This window comes from Acinetobacter sp. SwsAc2, from assembly GCF_013391465.1.
Lineage (GTDB): Bacteria > Pseudomonadota > Gammaproteobacteria > Pseudomonadales > Moraxellaceae > Acinetobacter > Acinetobacter johnsonii.
Genome location: NZ_JACBEZ010000036.1, coordinates 15,289 through 31,254 on the forward strand (window position 1 = coordinate 15,289; position 15,966 = coordinate 31,254).

Annotated in this window: 17 protein-coding genes, 1 tRNA gene and 1 pseudogene; 6 read left to right on the forward strand and 13 right to left on the reverse strand. The window is 40.5% G+C overall.

From position 1 onward, the window contains the following. Positions 1–54: 54 nt before the first annotated feature. Positions 55–750, reverse strand: a complete 696-nt coding sequence (locus HYI04_RS13935; RefSeq protein ID WP_010326580.1) for a Crp/Fnr family transcriptional regulator — start codon at positions 748–750, stop codon at positions 55–57. Positions 751–867: 117 nt separating this feature from the next. Between HYI04_RS13935 and HYI04_RS13940 the strand changes: the two genes are divergently transcribed. After that, entirely contained in the window at positions 868–1,407 is a 540-nt protein-coding gene (locus tag HYI04_RS13940; protein WP_010326581.1) for a DUF962 domain-containing protein, read from the forward strand. Positions 1,408–1,464: 57 nt separating this feature from the next. On the opposite strand, the gene HYI04_RS13945 is transcribed toward HYI04_RS13940, so the two are convergent. The 9 genes from HYI04_RS13945 to HYI04_RS13985 all read right to left on the reverse strand — a co-directional run bounded on the left by HYI04_RS13945 (position 1,465) and on the right by HYI04_RS13985 (position 10,686). Then, positions 1,465–1,803 carry a hypothetical protein gene (locus HYI04_RS13945; protein WP_010326582.1) on the reverse strand — a complete coding sequence of 113 codons (339 nt, stop codon included), beginning with the start codon at positions 1,801–1,803 and terminating at the stop codon, positions 1,465–1,467. A gap of 190 nt (positions 1,804–1,993) precedes the next feature. Continuing rightward, positions 1,994–3,085 carry a redox-regulated ATPase YchF gene (gene ychF / locus HYI04_RS13950; RefSeq protein ID WP_004693442.1) on the reverse strand — a complete coding sequence of 364 codons (1,092 nt, stop codon included), beginning with the start codon at positions 3,083–3,085 and terminating at the stop codon, positions 1,994–1,996. A 313-nt stretch (positions 3,086–3,398) separates the two neighbouring features. Continuing rightward, positions 3,399–4,058: a methionine ABC transporter permease gene (locus tag HYI04_RS13955; protein WP_010326583.1), complete on the reverse strand. Its 660-nt coding sequence runs from the start codon at positions 4,056–4,058 to the stop codon at positions 3,399–3,401. Continuing rightward, positions 4,039–5,109, reverse strand: a complete 1,071-nt coding sequence (locus HYI04_RS13960) for a methionine ABC transporter ATP-binding protein (protein ID WP_178896299.1) — start codon at positions 5,107–5,109, stop codon at positions 4,039–4,041. The genes HYI04_RS13955 and HYI04_RS13960 overlap by 20 nt, the downstream gene beginning before the upstream one ends. 11 nt (positions 5,110–5,120) lie before the next feature. Then, the gene (locus tag HYI04_RS13965) at positions 5,121–5,957 is read right to left on the reverse strand and encodes a MetQ/NlpA family ABC transporter substrate-binding protein (RefSeq protein ID WP_178896300.1); all 837 of its coding nucleotides are present in this window, start codon (positions 5,955–5,957) and stop codon (positions 5,121–5,123) included. Between the two features lie 9 nt (positions 5,958–5,966). Further along, the gene (locus HYI04_RS13970; protein WP_178896301.1) at positions 5,967–6,809 is read right to left on the reverse strand and encodes a MetQ/NlpA family ABC transporter substrate-binding protein; all 843 of its coding nucleotides are present in this window, start codon (positions 6,807–6,809) and stop codon (positions 5,967–5,969) included. Positions 6,810–6,831: 22 nt separating this feature from the next. Beyond that, on the reverse strand, positions 6,832–8,250 hold the full coding sequence (locus HYI04_RS13975) for an LLM class flavin-dependent oxidoreductase (protein ID WP_178896302.1): 1,419 nt from the start codon (positions 8,248–8,250) through the stop codon (positions 6,832–6,834). Further along, positions 8,250–9,473 carry an SfnB family sulfur acquisition oxidoreductase gene (locus tag HYI04_RS13980; RefSeq protein WP_058952060.1) on the reverse strand — a complete coding sequence of 408 codons (1,224 nt, stop codon included), beginning with the start codon at positions 9,471–9,473 and terminating at the stop codon, positions 8,250–8,252. The genes HYI04_RS13975 and HYI04_RS13980 overlap by 1 nt, the downstream gene beginning before the upstream one ends. Positions 9,474–9,483: 10 nt before the next feature. Further along, positions 9,484–10,686 (reverse strand): SfnB family sulfur acquisition oxidoreductase, encoded by a 1,203-nt coding sequence (locus tag HYI04_RS13985; RefSeq protein ID WP_010326588.1) that lies wholly within the window; start codon positions 10,684–10,686, stop codon positions 9,484–9,486. 380 nt (positions 10,687–11,066) lie between these two features. On the opposite strand from HYI04_RS13985, the gene HYI04_RS13990 reads away from it, so the two are divergent. The 3 genes from HYI04_RS13990 (at position 11,067) to HYI04_RS14000 (ending at position 12,892) form a co-directional block, all read left to right on the forward strand. After that, positions 11,067–11,831, forward strand: a complete 765-nt coding sequence (locus HYI04_RS13990; RefSeq protein ID WP_010326589.1) for a glutathione S-transferase family protein — start codon at positions 11,067–11,069, stop codon at positions 11,829–11,831. Positions 11,832–12,110: 279 nt separating this feature from the next. Next, on the forward strand, positions 12,111–12,581 hold the full coding sequence (locus HYI04_RS13995) for an Lrp/AsnC family transcriptional regulator (RefSeq protein ID WP_004693423.1): 471 nt from the start codon (positions 12,111–12,113) through the stop codon (positions 12,579–12,581). A 95-nt stretch (positions 12,582–12,676) separates the two neighbouring features. Next, positions 12,677–12,892 carry a GrpB family protein gene (locus HYI04_RS14000; RefSeq protein WP_010326590.1) on the forward strand — a complete coding sequence of 72 codons (216 nt, stop codon included), beginning with the start codon at positions 12,677–12,679 and terminating at the stop codon, positions 12,890–12,892. Between the two features lie 52 nt (positions 12,893–12,944). Here the strand turns inward: HYI04_RS14000 and HYI04_RS14005 are convergent, their stop codons facing one another. Further along, complete coding sequence (locus HYI04_RS14005) at positions 12,945–13,694, reverse strand: YebC/PmpR family DNA-binding transcriptional regulator (protein WP_010326591.1); 750 nt, start codon at positions 13,692–13,694, stop codon at positions 12,945–12,947. A 261-nt stretch (positions 13,695–13,955) separates the two neighbouring features. Further along, positions 13,956–14,528 (reverse strand): 1-acyl-sn-glycerol-3-phosphate acyltransferase, encoded by a 573-nt coding sequence (locus HYI04_RS14010; protein WP_029575008.1) that lies wholly within the window; start codon positions 14,526–14,528, stop codon positions 13,956–13,958. Between the two features lie 91 nt (positions 14,529–14,619). Here HYI04_RS14010 and HYI04_RS14015 point away from each other — a divergent pair, with 91 nt between their 5' ends. Together HYI04_RS14015 and HYI04_RS14020 are read left to right on the forward strand one after the other, a co-directional pair. Next, positions 14,620–14,943, forward strand: a complete 324-nt coding sequence (locus HYI04_RS14015) for a hypothetical protein (RefSeq protein WP_035330454.1) — start codon at positions 14,620–14,622, stop codon at positions 14,941–14,943. Between the two features lie 231 nt (positions 14,944–15,174). After that, a tRNA-Ile gene (locus HYI04_RS14020) sits at positions 15,175–15,251 on the forward strand. 126 nt (positions 15,252–15,377) lie between these two features. Here the strand turns inward: HYI04_RS14020 and HYI04_RS16985 are convergent. Next, positions 15,378–15,744: pseudogene (locus HYI04_RS16985) on the reverse strand (transposase domain-containing protein); the annotation flags it as partial. Positions 15,745–15,966: the final 222 nt, after the last annotated feature.

The following is a 15,966-nucleotide window of genomic DNA, read 5'->3' on the forward strand; positions in this document are numbered from 1 at the left end:
TTTTTATACATCTTTTTTATATGAATTGCGCTCTTAAGGCGCACACTTGATTGCCTATTCTGAGCTATGTGCCATTTTATGCAGCATTGCAGGATCTAAAATCTTAATCTTTTTAAAAGCAATTGCCAGTATTCCTTGTTTTTCTAAGTTTTGAAGTTCTTGGTTGATGGTTTGGCGTGAACACATCAGCATTTGAGCCAGTTGCTCCTGTGATAAATGGATTTCATCATTGGTAATCGACAGATGGTTGCCATAACCGCTTAAAATAAACAGTAAGCGTTGAGCCAGTCGTTGACTGATATTTTGACTTTGGATTGCGATCAGTTCTAAAAAAGCGAGGCGTAACTTCTGTGAAGCAAGCTGTGCAATATGAAACCAAAATTCTGGGGTAGCTTGGATAAACGCCTCAACATCGCGTTTAGGCAGATGGAGCAGGGTGCTTTTTTGAATAGCAATCGCATCGTGCGAACGCGGTTGCTGATCAATTAACGAAATTTCTCCAAACCACATAATCGGTTCAGCGATTGCTGCAACGGCTTCTTTACCTTCAATGTCGACATGACCTAAACGAATTGCGCCGTTCAAGACTGCATAGATGCCATCAAATAAATCTCCAGAGTGAAAAACAGCTTGGTCTTTTGCAACCTCAATATATTTGGCATGTTGCACAATATACTGTTGATAGGCTTGTGGTAGTTTGGCGAACCAATTGTTATTGAGTAATTGTTGTTGATGTTGAACTTCCAGCATTCCGCGTCCTTTCGTGATTGATCGAGCAACTTGTCAGGTCGACGACAACTTTATGAGCTGTTTTCCTTTAAAGTTATTCTATATCGTGATCAATATCATGCAATAAGGAAATACAGTATGAATAAATTAGAAAAATTATTAAGTCAGTATGCAGCTTATCATCTTGATCATAAAAATATCGTGACCCACTTTGTGGGTATTCCGTTGATTGTGTTTTCAATTATGTGCTTAACCGCAAGAGCTGGCATGACTATTGGCAGTTTTGAAATTACCTTGGCGATGGTTTTGATATTAGCGAGTATTGTTTACTACTTAAGCCTAGATCGAATTTTTGGTGTGATCATGTTAGTAATCTATGCCATGGCTTATCCATTGGCATATAAAATTTCACAGTTTGATTTGGGACTTTGGTTAAGTCTCAGTATTGGTATTTTTGTCGTCGGCTGGGCGTTCCAGTTTGTCGGGCATTTCTATGAGAAGAAAAAACCGGCCTTTATGGATGATGTGATTGGCCTAGCTATCGGACCATTATTTGTTTTGGCGGAAATGGTGTTTATGCTTGGTTTTAGAAAAGACATCGAACAACGTATGTTAGATGAAGCGCGTAAACAGCGTGCTGCAATGGATGATAAATATGTCTCTGTGACATCACATTAACTGAATTATTTTATCGAGAAAAAAGCCAGTGAATTTCACTGGCTTTTTTCTGCTGTTTTAAGATGTCTTCGCGACTTTACGTGTATCTGGTTGAGCTTTGGGTGTATTCGGGCTTGGAGCATGAGCATCTTTATGGGATTTATTGGCCATTTCATTGGCTTTCATTGAATCATGTTTCACCATTTTATCTTGCTTCATGGCTGGATCATGTTTGGCTGTTTTGTCTTGTTTCATTACCTGATCATGTTTCGTCACGTTCATGGTTGCGACGCACTTACCACCTTTATGATTTGCACCTGTACCACCCGACGGTGTTGTTCCTTGTGGGCATGCAAATGCTGTAGCGCTAAGCGTTGTGAATAAACCTGCTGCAATAAATGTGCTGATCTTTTTCATTTTCGTTTGTTCAATGAAGGCATTAATGCCTGTGATTAAATTAGCGATAATACGAAAGAATAGAAGTGATAATATTGTGTGAGATCCAAACGGATCAGGTGTTCATATGTTATTTAATGCTGTTTTTAAGATTGGTTTAAGCTTATAAAAAAACCCGATGGGTATCGGGTTTTTTTATATTCGGAACGACTTATACGTTAAAGCGGAAGTGTAGAACATCACCGTCTTGAACGATATACGTTTTACCTTCTAAACGCCATTTTCCTGCTTCTTTCGCGCCTGCTTCACCGTTGTATTGAACGAAGTCGTTATAAGCAACACATTCAGCACGGATAAAGCCTTTTTCGAAGTCAGTGTGGATCACACCCGCCGCTTGTGGTGCAGTTGCACCCACTTTAACGGTCCAAGCACGAACTTCTTGTACACCCGCCGTGAAGTAAGTCTGTAAACCTAAAAGACCATAGCCCGCGCGAATTACCACGTTTAGACCCGGCTCTTCCATGCCTAAAGCTTCAAGGAACTCAGCACGGTCTTCATCTTCAAGCAGTGAAATTTCAGCTTCGATTTGGTTGCAAAGCGGAACCACGATTGCATTTTCTTCAGCTGCCAGTTTTTTCACAGCATCTAAATGTGGGTTGTTTTCAAAACCATCTTCAGCAACGTTCGCAATATACATGGTTGGTTTTAAAGTCATTAAACCAAAACCACGAACCAGTTTACGTTCGTCGTCGTCTAGGTCAGCTGCGCGAGCAGGTTTACCTTCATCAAGTAAAGGTAAAATTTTGTCTAAAACCGCTTTGGTTGCGAGCGCTTCTTTGTCGCCACCTTTTGCAGATTTTGCTAAACGAGTCACTGCTTTTGTCACAGTTTCTAAGTCAGCAAGTGCAAGTTCCGTGTTGATGGTTGCGATGTCATCAAGCGGGTCAATTTTACCGTTAACGTGAATGACGTTTTCATCTTCAAAACAGCGTACAACGTGAGCAATCGCATCCGTTTCACGGATATTTGCAAGGAATTGGTTCCCCAAGCCTTCTCCTTTAGATGCACCAGCAACTAAACCTGCGATGTCTACAAATTCCATCGTTGTTGGAATCACACGCTGAGGTTTTACAATCGCGGTAAGTTTGTCTAAACGTGGATCTGGCACAGGAACGATGCCTGTGTTTGGTTCAATGGTACAGAATGGGAAGTTTTCAGCAGCAATAGCAGCTTTAGTCAATGCATTGAAAAGTGTAGATTTACCAACGTTCGGCAAGCCGACAATACCGCAATTAAAACCCATGAAATAACTCACAACGTGTTATATAAAAATTGCCAGTGATTTTACATGAAAGCCATGACAAAGTCAGGTCTCAGGGGAGAAGAATCAAAGTTGTAAATCATGTTGTGGGCAGAATCTCCTCATTTAAGCCTTTTCTTTTAATAAAGGAACTAGATTTAAGAGATCCATTGCATGTAGATCATTGTCTATGTAAGGACTGGAGTCTTTCATGAAAATGGCGTGAACTTCATATTGAAACACCCTCCTCAGAAAAAGGAGGGGCTAAAAAACTTAAATGTACAGTATAGAGCTCTATTTTATATGGGAAATGGGATTAAACCTTCCTTTTATCGAGTTGATTTGCCAGATTGTCTCCAATTGCTTGCACACACATCACCAAAATTACAAGCACGACAATCACGGCCAACATGATCTGCATATCAAAACGCTGATAACCATAGCGATAGGCAATATCGCCTAAACCACCTGCACCAATGGCACCTGCAATGGCAGAGGAGTTAATCATGGTCACAATGGTCACGGTAAAACCCGCGACAATTCCTGGTAGCGCTTCAGGTAACAACACATGCCAAATGATTTGACTGCGATTACAGCCGATAGCTTGCGCAGCTTCAATCAAACCTTGATCTACTTCGCGTAAACTGACTTCTGCAATCCGTGCAAAAAAAGGGGTTGCCGCCAAGGTTAAAGGGACAACTGCTGCCCAAACACCATAACTGGTGCCGACAATCCAACGTGTGAGTGGAATGAGGGCCACCATCAAAATAAGGAAGGGAACAGAACGGGTAATATTTACCAACCAGCCTAAGCTATGGTTAATACTTTTAGAAGGATAAATGCCATGCTCAGAGGTGCTCACTAGAACCACTGCCATTGGCAGACCAAGGAGCAAGGCAAAAAATGCGGATGCACCGACCATGATTAAGGTATCGATGGTGCCTGTCAGTAATAAATCAATGAGTTGGTCGTGCATAGCCCAGTACCTCTACATGTGTCACATGCGCTTTTAGTTTTTGTCGTAGCGATTGAATTTCTAAGTCCTGTGTAGGAACAGCAATAACCAATGTTCCAATTAAATGGTTTTGGATGGTGTCGACCTGACTTTGATATAAATGCACAGTTTGTGGAAAGTGCTCCAAAATCTTTTTTAAGTCAGGTGGATGATGCGCATCTGACGTCAAGCGAATTTTGAAAATGGCATGTGTATCAAGCTGCGTAGGTTCAGCATTTAAGCGAAAAGGCAAATCGAGTTGTTCTAGATTCAGTAGTTCTTGGGTAATGTCTTGCTGGGGTTGAGAGAACACCGACCAAACTTCGCCTGATTCCACAATTTCACCAGCATCGATGACCACGACCTGATCGCAGATTTCCCGAATCACTTGCATTTCATGGGTAATCAATACAATGGTAATACCCAGTTTGTGATTAATCTCTTTGAGTAGCGACAACACCACAGAGGTGCTTTCTGGATCAAGTGCAGATGTCGCTTCATCACAGAGTAAAATTTCAGGATGGTGGACCAATGCACGAGCAATGCCGACACGCTGCTTTTGGCCGCCAGACAGTTGTGATGGGTAATGCTGTGCCTTATCACTCAGCCCGACCAACTGTAAAACCTCGTTGACACGTTGTTCGATGTCTTGTTTGGGATAATTGGCCACTTTGAGGGGCAGTGCGACATTTTCATAGACTGTTTTGGCAGACATTAAATTGAAATGCTGGAAAATCATACCAATGCGTTGGCTGAGCTGAATCAGCTCAGCATGGCTCAATGCCGCCAAGTCTTGTTGATGAATATGGATATGACCTTCACTGATACTTTCTAAACCATTTAAGGTGCGGAGCAGGGAAGATTTACCTGCACCACTTTTGCCAATAATGCCAAACACTTTCCCTGTCGGGATGTCTAGGTCAATATTTTTGAGTGCATGTACAGTTTGACCTTGTACTGCATAGTGTTTGTTTAAGTTACGAATTTTGATATGTGGAATTGAAAAATCCACATGAGAACCAAAGCTGACCATTCTTTTTCTCCTTATTTCCAGCCTTCAAACCACAGACCTTGGCCAAAATCACGATCTAAAATCTCTTGAACGTGTTTTGAGTTTTGAAATGCTTGCACAAAGGCCGTAAGTTTTTGGTTTTGGTCTGGATAGTCTTTACGTGTCACAAATAAGATGGCGTATTTCTTGTCTATCGGATCAAGAAAAAGGGCATGATGCGGATCTGTGACCTTGGCCATTTTTAAATAATGCGGGAAGCCAAAAATTAAATCGGCATCATTAAACGCATGGGCAGTTTGTGGGCCTTCTACTTCAATAAACTGAAGTTGTTTAGGATTGCTCACAATATCGTTTACGGTAGACAATTCATTGTTGATATCTTTGAGCTGAATCAAACCTGCACGATGCAGTAAAATCAGTGCACGCGCCGAATTCACAGGGTCATTTGGGATGACCACACGTGCTTGAGCTGGTAGTGCATCTAAGGACTTATATTTTTTTGAGTACAGTCCGACATGACTTCCTGTTCCTGTGGCGAATGCATGCAGATCATAATTTGTTTCGCGAATCGCATTGCTCAGAAAGACACTTTGCTGAAAAAAGTTGGCATCAATGTCACCATATTGCACAGCAACATTTGGCGCATGCCAGTCCGAGAATTCAACCAGTTTGACTTGAATGCCTTGCTTTTTTACCTCATCTGCTACGCTTTGCAGCAGTTCTGCATAAGGTGGGCTAATGCCAATCGTTAAGACATCATCTTGTGCATAGCTTTTGCTATAGCGGTAACCTGCTAGAGCAAAAATTGTCACGATGATGCTTAAGCCAATCAGCCATTTTTTTCGATTTTGAGTGAAAGATTGCGCCATGGCTTATACTCACTTCCAACCCGGGAACCAAAGTTTTTCACCAATTTCACTATTCAAAGTCTGTTTAACTTTGTCTGATGTTTGATAAATCTTGATGAACTTTTCAAGTTGCGCGGCTTTCTCTGGATGTTGCTGTTGGTAGTCGTCACGCACCACAAATAAAATCGAATACAGGGTATTGGTGTTGTCATCTAAGATGAGGGCATCATTTGGGTCGATGGTTTTTGCAAGACGTAAATAATGTGGATAGCTAAAAACCAAGTCAGCATCATCAACGGCACGTGCAGTTTGTGGACCTTCAACTTCAATAAACTGCAACTTTTTAGGATTGCTGACAATGTCTTGCAGGTTAGATAGATGATTGCTTGGGTCTTTTAAGCTAATCAATTTGGCCTGTTGTAACAGTAATAGCGCACGACCTTGATTCACTGGATCATTTGGAATAACTGTACGTGCATTTTCAGGAATCGCAGCAATCGAGTCATACTTTTTTGAATATAAACCGACGTGTGTGGTGATGCCTTTATCCAGTGCTTTGAGTTTAAATTGAGTTTCTTTGATGGCGTTATCTAAGAAGGGTTGGTGCTGAAAATAGTTAGCATCAATATCACCATGATTGAGAGTAATATTGGGGGTATTCCAATCCGAAAACTCCACCAGTTTGACGTTGATACCTTGCTGTTTTGCTTCTTCCACAGCCACCTTTAAGGGGTTGGCAAAGGGTGGGCTGATCCCAATCACCAATTCAGAGTTACTCGATTTTTTATGATAAGACCAAGCCACCAGTGCAATGACGATGGCAGCGACAATTACCCCAATAACGGTAAATTTTGTTTTTGCAGTTTGAGCCATGATATTTCTCGTATTTTAAAATTTATGCGGTTTGTTTTTGCTGTGTTTTAGAATCAGGGTTCGAGCTTTGACATCGATACTGCTGTACAGGGTGGTTTGCGGTCAGTCGGTCACCTTGAACGAATAATTTGTGGCGTAAACTACCTGTTTCATAGGCGGTTTTATAGCGGCCACGCTCTTGTAATTCTGGGATGACCCAACCAATAAAGTCTTGATGTGACTCTGGGGCAACGGTTCGTGTGAGATTAAAGCCATCTACGCCAGTTTCATCTAAGAGCTGAATGAGTTTTTCTGCTACAGTTTTTCCACTCCCGACAATCAGTGGATAGCGTCCACCGAGTACATGCTGGGCTTTTAAATCCGCTCGCGTAACTTTTTGCTCTTTAAATTTGTTATTGACCGAGGCAATGCTATTGGTTTGTTTATAAGGAATCGCTTCATCATCTGTGAACTGTGCCAAGTCAATTCCGACTGAACTGGAAAAATGAGCCAAACCTGCCTCTGGACTGGCATAGCGAATATATTCGGCGAGTTTTTCTTGTGCGAGTTCATCCGTTTCTGCCGTCACTACACTAATGCCGACAAAGAGTTTAATGGCTTGTTCATCACGACCATGGCTTAATGCAAGCGCACGAATCTTATCGACTTGCTGTTTAAGTTTTTCAGGTGTGTCAGCACCAATAAACATGGCTTCAGCATGTTGAGTTGCAAAAGCTAAGCCTTTGCTTGAAGCGCCCGCTTGATAAAGTACAGGCGTGCGCTGAATAGATGGAGAAACTTGAAAAATGCCCTGGCTTTGGAAAAATTTGCCTTGATGCTGTATGGCGTGAACTTTTGAAGGGTCGGTAAAGACACGGTTTAACTTATCTTTTTGTACGGCATCGTCTTCCCAAGAACCTTCCCAAAATTTATAGCAAAGTTCGAGAAACTCTTTAGCTTGTTCATAACGCAAGTCGTGATCTTTTAAACCTTTTTGACCAATTAACCGTTCTGCGCTGTCTAAGTAACCCGTGACAATGTTCCACCCAATACGACCGTTTGTTAGATGGTCGAGGCTCGCAAAGCGCCGTGCAAACTGATAAGGCGACTCATAGCTCAAATTTACAGTGACACCAAAACCTAAGTGCTGTGTAACGGCAGCCATTGCAGAAACGAGTGTACTTGGGTCATGGCTTGGAAGTTGAATTGACTCTTTTAGGGTTAAATCCAGACCATTTTGATAAACATCGTAGACACCCGTAATGTCGGCGATAAATAAACCATCAAATAAACCTTGTTCTAAAGTTTGCGCCAAATCGGTCCAATAGCTGAGCTCATTAAAACGATGTGACTCATCACGTGGGTGTGTCCACAAACCATGATTGATATGACCTACGCTATTCATATCAAAGGCATTCAGGATGATTTGCTTCGGCTTGTTATTTTGAGATGATAGTGTCATTACAATGTCCCTCTGCGTGGCGGAAGTACACCGTTAAGAAGATAATTGGCAATGAAGTAATATTTCCAACGTGACGCATCATGTAGCGTGTGAACACGGGCATTACGCCAAAAACGGTCTAAGCCATCTTCACGCTGACTACCACGACTGCCTGCTAGTTCAATTAATTTCGAAGCGGCTTTTAAAGCGGTTTCTGTGCTGTGTGCACGAACTTTCGCTACATCGAGAGAAGCTTTTGCAATGCTATCAATGGTTGGATTAGGACGTGCTGCATCGATTGAGCGAGCTGCTTGTTTGAGTAAGACTTCACTGGCACGCACATCGGCAACCACGCGTCCTAGTTCAAACTGAGTTAGAGGATCATCGGTTGCCTGTTCAACAGCAGAGTCAATCCATGGCCGAGCCTGACGCACACGAACCAGTGTTTCCTCAAAAGCAGCACGTGCGATACCCGTTTCAATTGCAGCATGCATAATTTGTGCAAAAGGCCCAACCAGAGTCGGCCTAGAAAAAGCGGTATCGAAAGGAACAATATCTTCTGCATCTACAGCGACATGATTGAATTTGACTGTCCCGCTGCCTGTGGTACGTTGACCAAAACCTGACCAATCATCAATCAGTTCTAGTCCTGAGTTATTCCGTGGGATAAAGACCAGAAGCTCTTTGTCATCGGCATCTTTGACTAAGGTCGGTATGCGGTCTGCAAACAGGCTGCCCGTGCAATAAAACTTTTCACCATTGACCTCATAGCCTTGTTCCGTTTGGCTCAGTGCAGTTTGTTTTTGTGTTGCATTTTTAGTTTTAAACTCAGCCAAGGCATTACCAAAGCGAGCGCCTTTGAGCACTTCTGCATAGAGTTTACGCTTTTGTTGTTCAGTACCGTTATTACGTAAAACCTCTAAGGCATAGAAATGGTTCTGTGGAATTTGTCCAATCGAACCATCCACACCACTCATTAGCGCAATAATTTGTGCGACAGTATAACTGGAAACATCGGCTCCCCCGAATTCCTTAGGTACAGTAATGGCCCAAAGGCCAGTTTGGCTATAGGTCTCGATTTCCTCAAAAGGCAAAATACGTTCCGCATCGCGTTGGATAGCCTGTTGTTTAAACTGCTCAGCTAAATTTTTGGCAATTTCTAAGGCTTCGGCATCGCTTTGAATAATATGTGCATATGCCGCGTTTTGGGATTGAAGTGGAAGAATAGGTTGAAATGAAGTCATGACGTTCTCCTTAAATCCAAGCGTGGCGAGCAGGGAAAGTGTTGTTCAAATAGTAGTTACCCAGTGCATGCAGCTTCCAGCGGATCGGGTCGTGTAAGGTATGCACACGTGCATTGCGCCAATGTTGATCTAAATTATGTTGGCTTAGGCTCGAACGACTGCCGCCAAGCTCTAGGAGCTTTTCAGAAATTTGTAGTGCAGCATCATTGGCATAGACCTTTGCTTCAGCGACTAAAATAGAGGCTTTAGCTGCTTGTTCGGCACTGACAACGCTCAGTTGGTCGAGCTCATCTAAATATTCAGCAGCTTCATCGAGCAGTAGGATAGCGGCATCTAACAGGACTGCGGATTTGCCGACTTCTTGTAAGGTGTAATGTTCAAAACTGGCTTTCTCAACTTGCGCATCGACAATTGGTCGGGCTTTTTTAACTGCTGACAAAGTATCTTCAAATGCAGCTTCTGCAATACCGACATCAATCGCAACTTGCATTAACTGCGAGAAAGCACCACGGTAATTGACGTCTTCAACCAGTTTCCGCTCATCAAAGATAAGTAGTGGATCGACTTCAACCCGCTGTAATTTTACTGTACCGCTTGAAGTTGTACGCTGACCAAAACCATTCCAGTTATCGATAACTTCCACACCTAGTGCTGTGGCATCAACAATAGTCAGTACCACATATCCTTCAGGGTGAATGGCTTTAATGGCTAACCAATGGGCAAAGCTACTGCCTGTAGAGTAGAATTTTTCACCATCGACATAGTAACGACCATTCTCCATGCTTAATGTTGTACTCAGAGTTTTAGTGTCTTTGGTGTTTCGTTCGGGGCCGCCATTGGCAAGGCGTTTACCGTTTAATATTTCATTAAAAATAAACTGTTTTTGTTGTTCGCTGCCCAAGAGATCAATCATGTTGAGCAGCGCAATTTGGTTTTGTGGAATTTGACCGACACTTGAGTCGGCTTTATTAATAATGCGAAAAACCTGAGCTAAGGTTTTGTTGGAAACAAATGCGCCTCCAAAAGCTTGAGGAATACGAATACCGCCTAATCCTTTTTGGCTAAATAACTCGACCTCAGCAAAAGGAAGCTGACGGTTCTGATCACGTTGATCCCGACCTTCTAAGGCAAAGTCAGCGACATGATAGGCTGCATTAATCGCATCCTGATCATTTTGTATCACGTGAATATTTTTAGAGAGTGTATGAGACATAAAAGCACCTTTACTTAATGCCTATACGCTACTTGGGATTGCTTGAATGATTAAATGAAGGATTTTGAATTACTTAGCAGCTAAAAAGTTAAAAATAAAATATGCTAAGTTTAAACATTTAGATGATATTTTAAGTATTTGAAAAATAAGGAATAACTAATTTAACTGAGGGCTGAATGGGATGATCAAAGTCTTATTTATCAAGATTTGAGATATTGTAGAGAAAAAAATGTATAAATTTGATAAAGGCTGTTGAACATTTGCTAGGCAGTTTTGAGTAAAAAGTACATTGTAAATCCTAAATACAGTGACTAAAGTATCCAACTGAAATAGATGGCTTTTCTGAAAAGCCAAAATAGAAAAATAAATGTGGAGCATTTATGAGAACTTTATACCAGTTTCCTTTATCTCATTTTTGTGAGAAAGCTCGCTGGTTGCTCGATCATAAAGAGCTAGATTTTGTCGCACAAAATGTGGTGCCTGGGGTTCACCGGGCATTTGCACAGTTAAAGACCGGTCAAAATAAACTGCCTATTTTGCGTGATCAGGACAAATGGGTCGCTGATACTACCGAGATTGCACTATATCTTGATGAGCGTTATCCAGAACATCGACTGTTACGTAATGAAGCACAGCTTCGTAAAGAGGCTTTAGATGTTAATACGTTAGCCAATGATTTGGGATTGCATGTCCGTCGTTGGGGGTTGGCACATGCATTGTCCGATAACGATCAATCATTACAGATTATGTTGGGCGAAAAGGGGTATTTACGTAAATTTGAAAAATACACCAAACCTTTAATGAAAACATTGATGTCGAAAGGCTATGAGTTGAATGCAGAGAAAATAGAGCATTCCAAAGCTGAAATGCAGCGTTTAATTGAAGTATTGAATGAGAAGTTAATTGCTAATCATGGACGTTACTTTGTCGGGGATCGTTTAGGTTTGGCCGATATTGCTGTGTGTTCGATGTTGGCGCCTGTGCTGGAAATTAAAGGGACACCTTGGGAAAAAGACCATGAGGAAAGTCTATCTGAAGAATTTAGTACTTATAAAACCTATTTAACCAATTTACCCTTGGGGCAGTATGTTTTAAGAGTCTATCAAACCGAGCGCAATGCTCGAGTCGACTGGCGCGGCGTTTAAAATAAGCTTAAGCCAAACAAGGCAAAGGTGATGTGTGACACAGACAGCCTTTGCCTTTCTTGTATTTTCAATATCATGATTTATATAAGCTAAATAGAAATTTTCTCAGTTGATTTGCAACTTTGTAAAAGATCATGGCACTCTTTGTTTGAAAAAGCTGATATCTTTTTATCAATCTCAAAATATATGAAAAAAAATGCAAATAAGCTTTATCTTTCATTTGAAATGCTTAATATAAAATAAACACCTATAAACATAAGTTGTCATGAGAGTTAAATAATGGAATTAGATCGTTTTGATAAGCAAATTTTAGAAATTTTAAGTAATGAAGATATCAATCTAAACGAATTATCAGAGCGTATTAATCTATCGGTCAGTTCAGTACATCGTCGCATTAAGCACCTCATTGATAACGACATTATGACCAAAGTTAAGCGTGATATTAACTATCAAAAGCTCGGTTTTAGTCTACATGTTTTACTCCAAGTATCTTTGAGCAAGCACGATACCGACACTTTTTCCAAGTTTTTAGAAGAGCTAGAAAATATTCCTGAAGTGACCAATGCCTTTTTAGTGACAGGGCAGTCGGCAGACTTTATCGTTGAAGTTGTGGCAAGAGATATGGAAAACTATAGTGATATTTTACTCAAACGCATTGGTAAAATCGAACATGTGGTGGCACTGCACTCAAGCTTTGTGATTAAAGAATATAACGTTTTTAACTGTAGTGGTTTGTTGAGCAAAGTCTAAGTCACGCTGAACTTGTATGAGTCTAATGAGTATTAGGCTTCCTACTTTCAAAAGTTTGCATATTATCAGCGACAATAAGAGTACATCAGCTGTGTATGTTAGAGGTGCTACAGCAGGATGATGTTACTATTCAATTGGTCGTGAAAAACGCTCGGTGGCAAAGTTTTCTGATATTTCGTGATCGTTTGTTGGAAAATCAAAAATTAGTGACGGCGTATAACCAATTAAAACAAGACAGCCAATATTTAACGATGGATGAATATCGATCTAAAAAAGCAAAATTTATTGAAAGTGTATTCAATCAGCCATAAAAAATGCGCTCTCAAAGTTATGTTTGAGAACGCATTTTTATAAAGCAGTAGATTAGGCGTCTAATTCTGCCAATACCGCGTCAGAGAATTCAACGTTGGTATATACGTTTTGTACATCATCTAAATCTTCCAGCATATCAATCATTTTCATAATTTTTTTGGCTTGATCGATATCGGTGATTTCGGCTTTAGTTGAAGGGCTCATGACCACTTCAGCATTGTCCGATTTTAAACCTGCAGCAGTTAAAGCATCTTGTACGTCACCAAAAGATTCAGGTGTAGTAATGACTAAGATTTCATTTTCATCCACTTCGATATCTTCAGCACCTGCTTCAAGTGCCACGTCCATGATTTTATCTTCTAAAGATACATCTTCAAAAGTGATCTCACCACGCTTTGTGAACAAGAAAGCAACTGAACCGTTTGTGCCTAAGTTACCATCTGTTTTTGAGAAACAGTGACGGACATCCGGTACAGTACGGTTTAAGTTGTCAGTCATGGTTTCCACAATAACTGCAACACCACCAACACCATAACCTTCGTAGGTAATTTCTTTTAAATCATCGTTATCTTCACCACCGGCACCACGTTGGATTGCACGGTTGATGACGTCACGTGTCATATTTACAGAAAGCGCTTTTTCTACAACTGCACGAAGACGTGGGTTGCTTGCAGCATCACCACCGCCAAGCTTTGCAGCAGTTGTTAATTCACGAATAAATTTGGTAAAAAGTTTACCACGGCTAGCATCTTGTTTTGCTTTACGATGCTTAATATTGGCCCACTTGGAATGACCCGCCATGCGAAATATGCTCCTTGTAGATTGGCTTTGTGCCTATCAAATTGTGCAAATTCTACCATAAGCACTTTTTTATGCGAAAGTAGGTGTTTTTCTGAAAATCGCCTGAACAAACAAAAAAAGAATTAAAATTGTTTGAAATAAAGCCAGTTATTTAAAATTTACCCTATGAGGCAGTTCACTTTAAAAATTAACTGTTGGGAAACACTCACAGAGACCTAAAAGAATAGGGTTTTCACATTCTTTTAGGTTAATTAAACGACCTTATTGTGCAGCAGTCTTAGGTTCAGGAATCTCAATATCTAAACCAACATGCTCTTTATAAAGTGCTTTAATAAGCACTAAGTCATGATCTAGGTCTGTTGGGTAGATTTTTCCAAAAATACCGCCTTGCTTAGTTTTTGAGTTCGCGTACATCAGCACAATAGGGACATTTGCTGCTTTAGCAATATGCCAAAATCCAGTACGAATAGGTTTACGTACTTCACCTGTTTTGGCACGTGTCGCTTCAGGTGCAATGACTAAATTGAATTTTTCATTTTGGCTAAAGTGTTCAACCATTTGAGACACAATGTCTTTATTTGACTTACGATCGACTGCGATACCACCAATGGCTTCGAGTATGGGCTTCATTGGCCCTTTAAATAATTCTTTTTTAATCAGAGTATGGATTTTCATATCGTAGATTTGAAAAATCGCCAGTGACAAGACAGCATCCAACATAGAAGTATGTTCAAATCCAATAATGACTTGCTTATCTTCCAAAACGTTTGGTTCTACATGATATTTCCAGCCTGCGAGTTTAAACGCAGACTCACCAATGAATTTTTTTAACATGAGCATAAAAATACAAGTGTTTTTTAAAGAGGCTAATGTCTGCTTGTTTGCGATTTGAGTCAAGTCCTACTTGATTGCACTTACCACTTTTATGAGTCGTTTTGAATCCTCATCAGTTGAACAAGGAGAGGGTAAAAATAGAACACTAAGATGTTTTAAATCTAATCAAATAGAAAATAAATATGGTGAAAATGAAAATACCACTATTCATAAACGAAATGACAGATTAGACTTTGGTCTAAGACTAAAGTGTGCATTTTCACACTTTAACTTTGGTTTAACAAAGTTCAGGATTGTTAAAATGGCTTATCTTCCGACTTTTTTATGTGCAATCGTTCTCTTTGTTTTGGTGGTTATTTGGTCAATTGTTGAGTTTTTCATTGAGTCACGAAAAAAAGAAAAAGCCGGTATTTAGTTTTTATCCAATTTAATTAAATTTTATTATTCTAGTATTTATAAGTACTTTTGAGTCTTAGTATGTAACTCAAAGATCGTGAAAGACCTGATATGTCAGTTTGATGATCTAAATTTTCCCGATTGTTTGGATAGTGTACAACCATGTATGAAAAAGCTTGTCTTTTGAAAAAATCTTCGCTAGTATTCATTTCGCCTGAACTTGTTGATATATAACAAATTCAGTATATTAGGGCCTATAGCTCAGTTGGTTAGAGCAGCGGACTCATAATCCGTTGGTCGACAGTTCAAGTCTGTCTGGGCCCACCATATAAAACAACCACTTAGGTGTACTAATCCTAAGTGGTTTTTTTGTTTTTAGATTCTGGTAAGCAAATGGTAAGCAGCTTAAATCAACATTATTCTGTAAGCATTCGCTAAACCCCATAGCTTTTTTTAATTTGAGTTGGGTTTCCATCGGTGTTGAAGTAATACTTCAATCTGGGTCACTTTATGTATCGGCAACCTTTTCGGCACATCACTTAATTGGGCATGCGGATCCAGTCCATTCAGCTTTGCTGACTGAATCAGGTGTATGATATTAGCTGCTCGCTGACAACTGCTCATCGAGCCAGCAAATAACTAGTTATTACGTCCCAAGGCCCTGGAACACATCTGATTTTAGATCCCTTATGAAGCAATGCTTCTTATGTTGATTGGTAAGTTACCATCAACCAGATAGCGGCCAGAGTGCTTGCCAGTTTTTTAGGCTGTAGTTGATCCTCAGAGCGGTTAGGGAATCCGATAGCAGCGTCAGATGGTGTTAGTTGAGCCATTAATATAGTCTCGATTTGAGGTATTCATTAAAGCGTTCAACTTTACCTTTGGTCTGTACATAGTAGGGCTTACATATGCGGGGGGCTTTGTTGCACAAACATTCAAAAGCTAAACTTCTTCCAAGTTATCTAAATTTAAGTGGCAACTTGGGTGTGAGGTCGACCTAAATCTGTAAATTTATTTAATACGGCCACACGTGCATGAATCT

What these genes read in the sequence shown, in the direction of transcription:
- HYI04_RS13935 (WP_010326580.1), bottom strand. Translation starts at nt 750, where the DNA reads ATGCTGGAAGTTCAACATCAACAACAATTACTCAATAACAATTGGTTC.
- HYI04_RS13940 (WP_010326581.1), top strand. Translation starts at nt 868, where the DNA reads ATGAATAAATTAGAAAAATTATTAAGTCAGTATGCAGCTTATCATCTT.
- HYI04_RS13945 (WP_010326582.1), bottom strand. Translation starts at nt 1,803, where the DNA reads ATGAAAAAGATCAGCACATTTATTGCAGCAGGTTTATTCACAACGCTT.
- ychF (WP_004693442.1), bottom strand. Translation starts at nt 3,085, where the DNA reads ATGGGTTTTAATTGCGGTATTGTCGGCTTGCCGAACGTTGGTAAATCT.
- HYI04_RS13955 (WP_010326583.1), bottom strand. Translation starts at nt 4,058, where the DNA reads ATGCACGACCAACTCATTGATTTATTACTGACAGGCACCATCGATACC.
- HYI04_RS13960 (WP_178896299.1), bottom strand. Translation starts at nt 5,109, where the DNA reads ATGGTCAGCTTTGGTTCTCATGTGGATTTTTCAATTCCACATATCAAA.
- HYI04_RS13965 (WP_178896300.1), bottom strand. Translation starts at nt 5,957, where the DNA reads ATGGCGCAATCTTTCACTCAAAATCGAAAAAAATGGCTGATTGGCTTA.
- HYI04_RS13970 (WP_178896301.1), bottom strand. Translation starts at nt 6,809, where the DNA reads ATGGCTCAAACTGCAAAAACAAAATTTACCGTTATTGGGGTAATTGTC.
- HYI04_RS13975 (WP_178896302.1), bottom strand. Translation starts at nt 8,250, where the DNA reads ATGACACTATCATCTCAAAATAACAAGCCGAAGCAAATCATCCTGAAT.
- HYI04_RS13980 (WP_058952060.1), bottom strand. Translation starts at nt 9,473, where the DNA reads ATGACTTCATTTCAACCTATTCTTCCACTTCAATCCCAAAACGCGGCA.
- HYI04_RS13985 (WP_010326588.1), bottom strand. Translation starts at nt 10,686, where the DNA reads ATGTCTCATACACTCTCTAAAAATATTCACGTGATACAAAATGATCAG.
- HYI04_RS13990 (WP_010326589.1), top strand. Translation starts at nt 11,067, where the DNA reads ATGAGAACTTTATACCAGTTTCCTTTATCTCATTTTTGTGAGAAAGCT.
- HYI04_RS13995 (WP_004693423.1), top strand. Translation starts at nt 12,111, where the DNA reads ATGGAATTAGATCGTTTTGATAAGCAAATTTTAGAAATTTTAAGTAAT.
- HYI04_RS14000 (WP_010326590.1), top strand. Translation starts at nt 12,677, where the DNA reads ATGTTAGAGGTGCTACAGCAGGATGATGTTACTATTCAATTGGTCGTG.
- HYI04_RS14005 (WP_010326591.1), bottom strand. Translation starts at nt 13,694, where the DNA reads ATGGCGGGTCATTCCAAGTGGGCCAATATTAAGCATCGTAAAGCAAAA.
- HYI04_RS14010 (WP_029575008.1), bottom strand. Translation starts at nt 14,528, where the DNA reads ATGTTAAAAAAATTCATTGGTGAGTCTGCGTTTAAACTCGCAGGCTGG.
- HYI04_RS14015 (WP_035330454.1), top strand. Translation starts at nt 14,620, where the DNA reads ATGAGTCGTTTTGAATCCTCATCAGTTGAACAAGGAGAGGGTAAAAAT.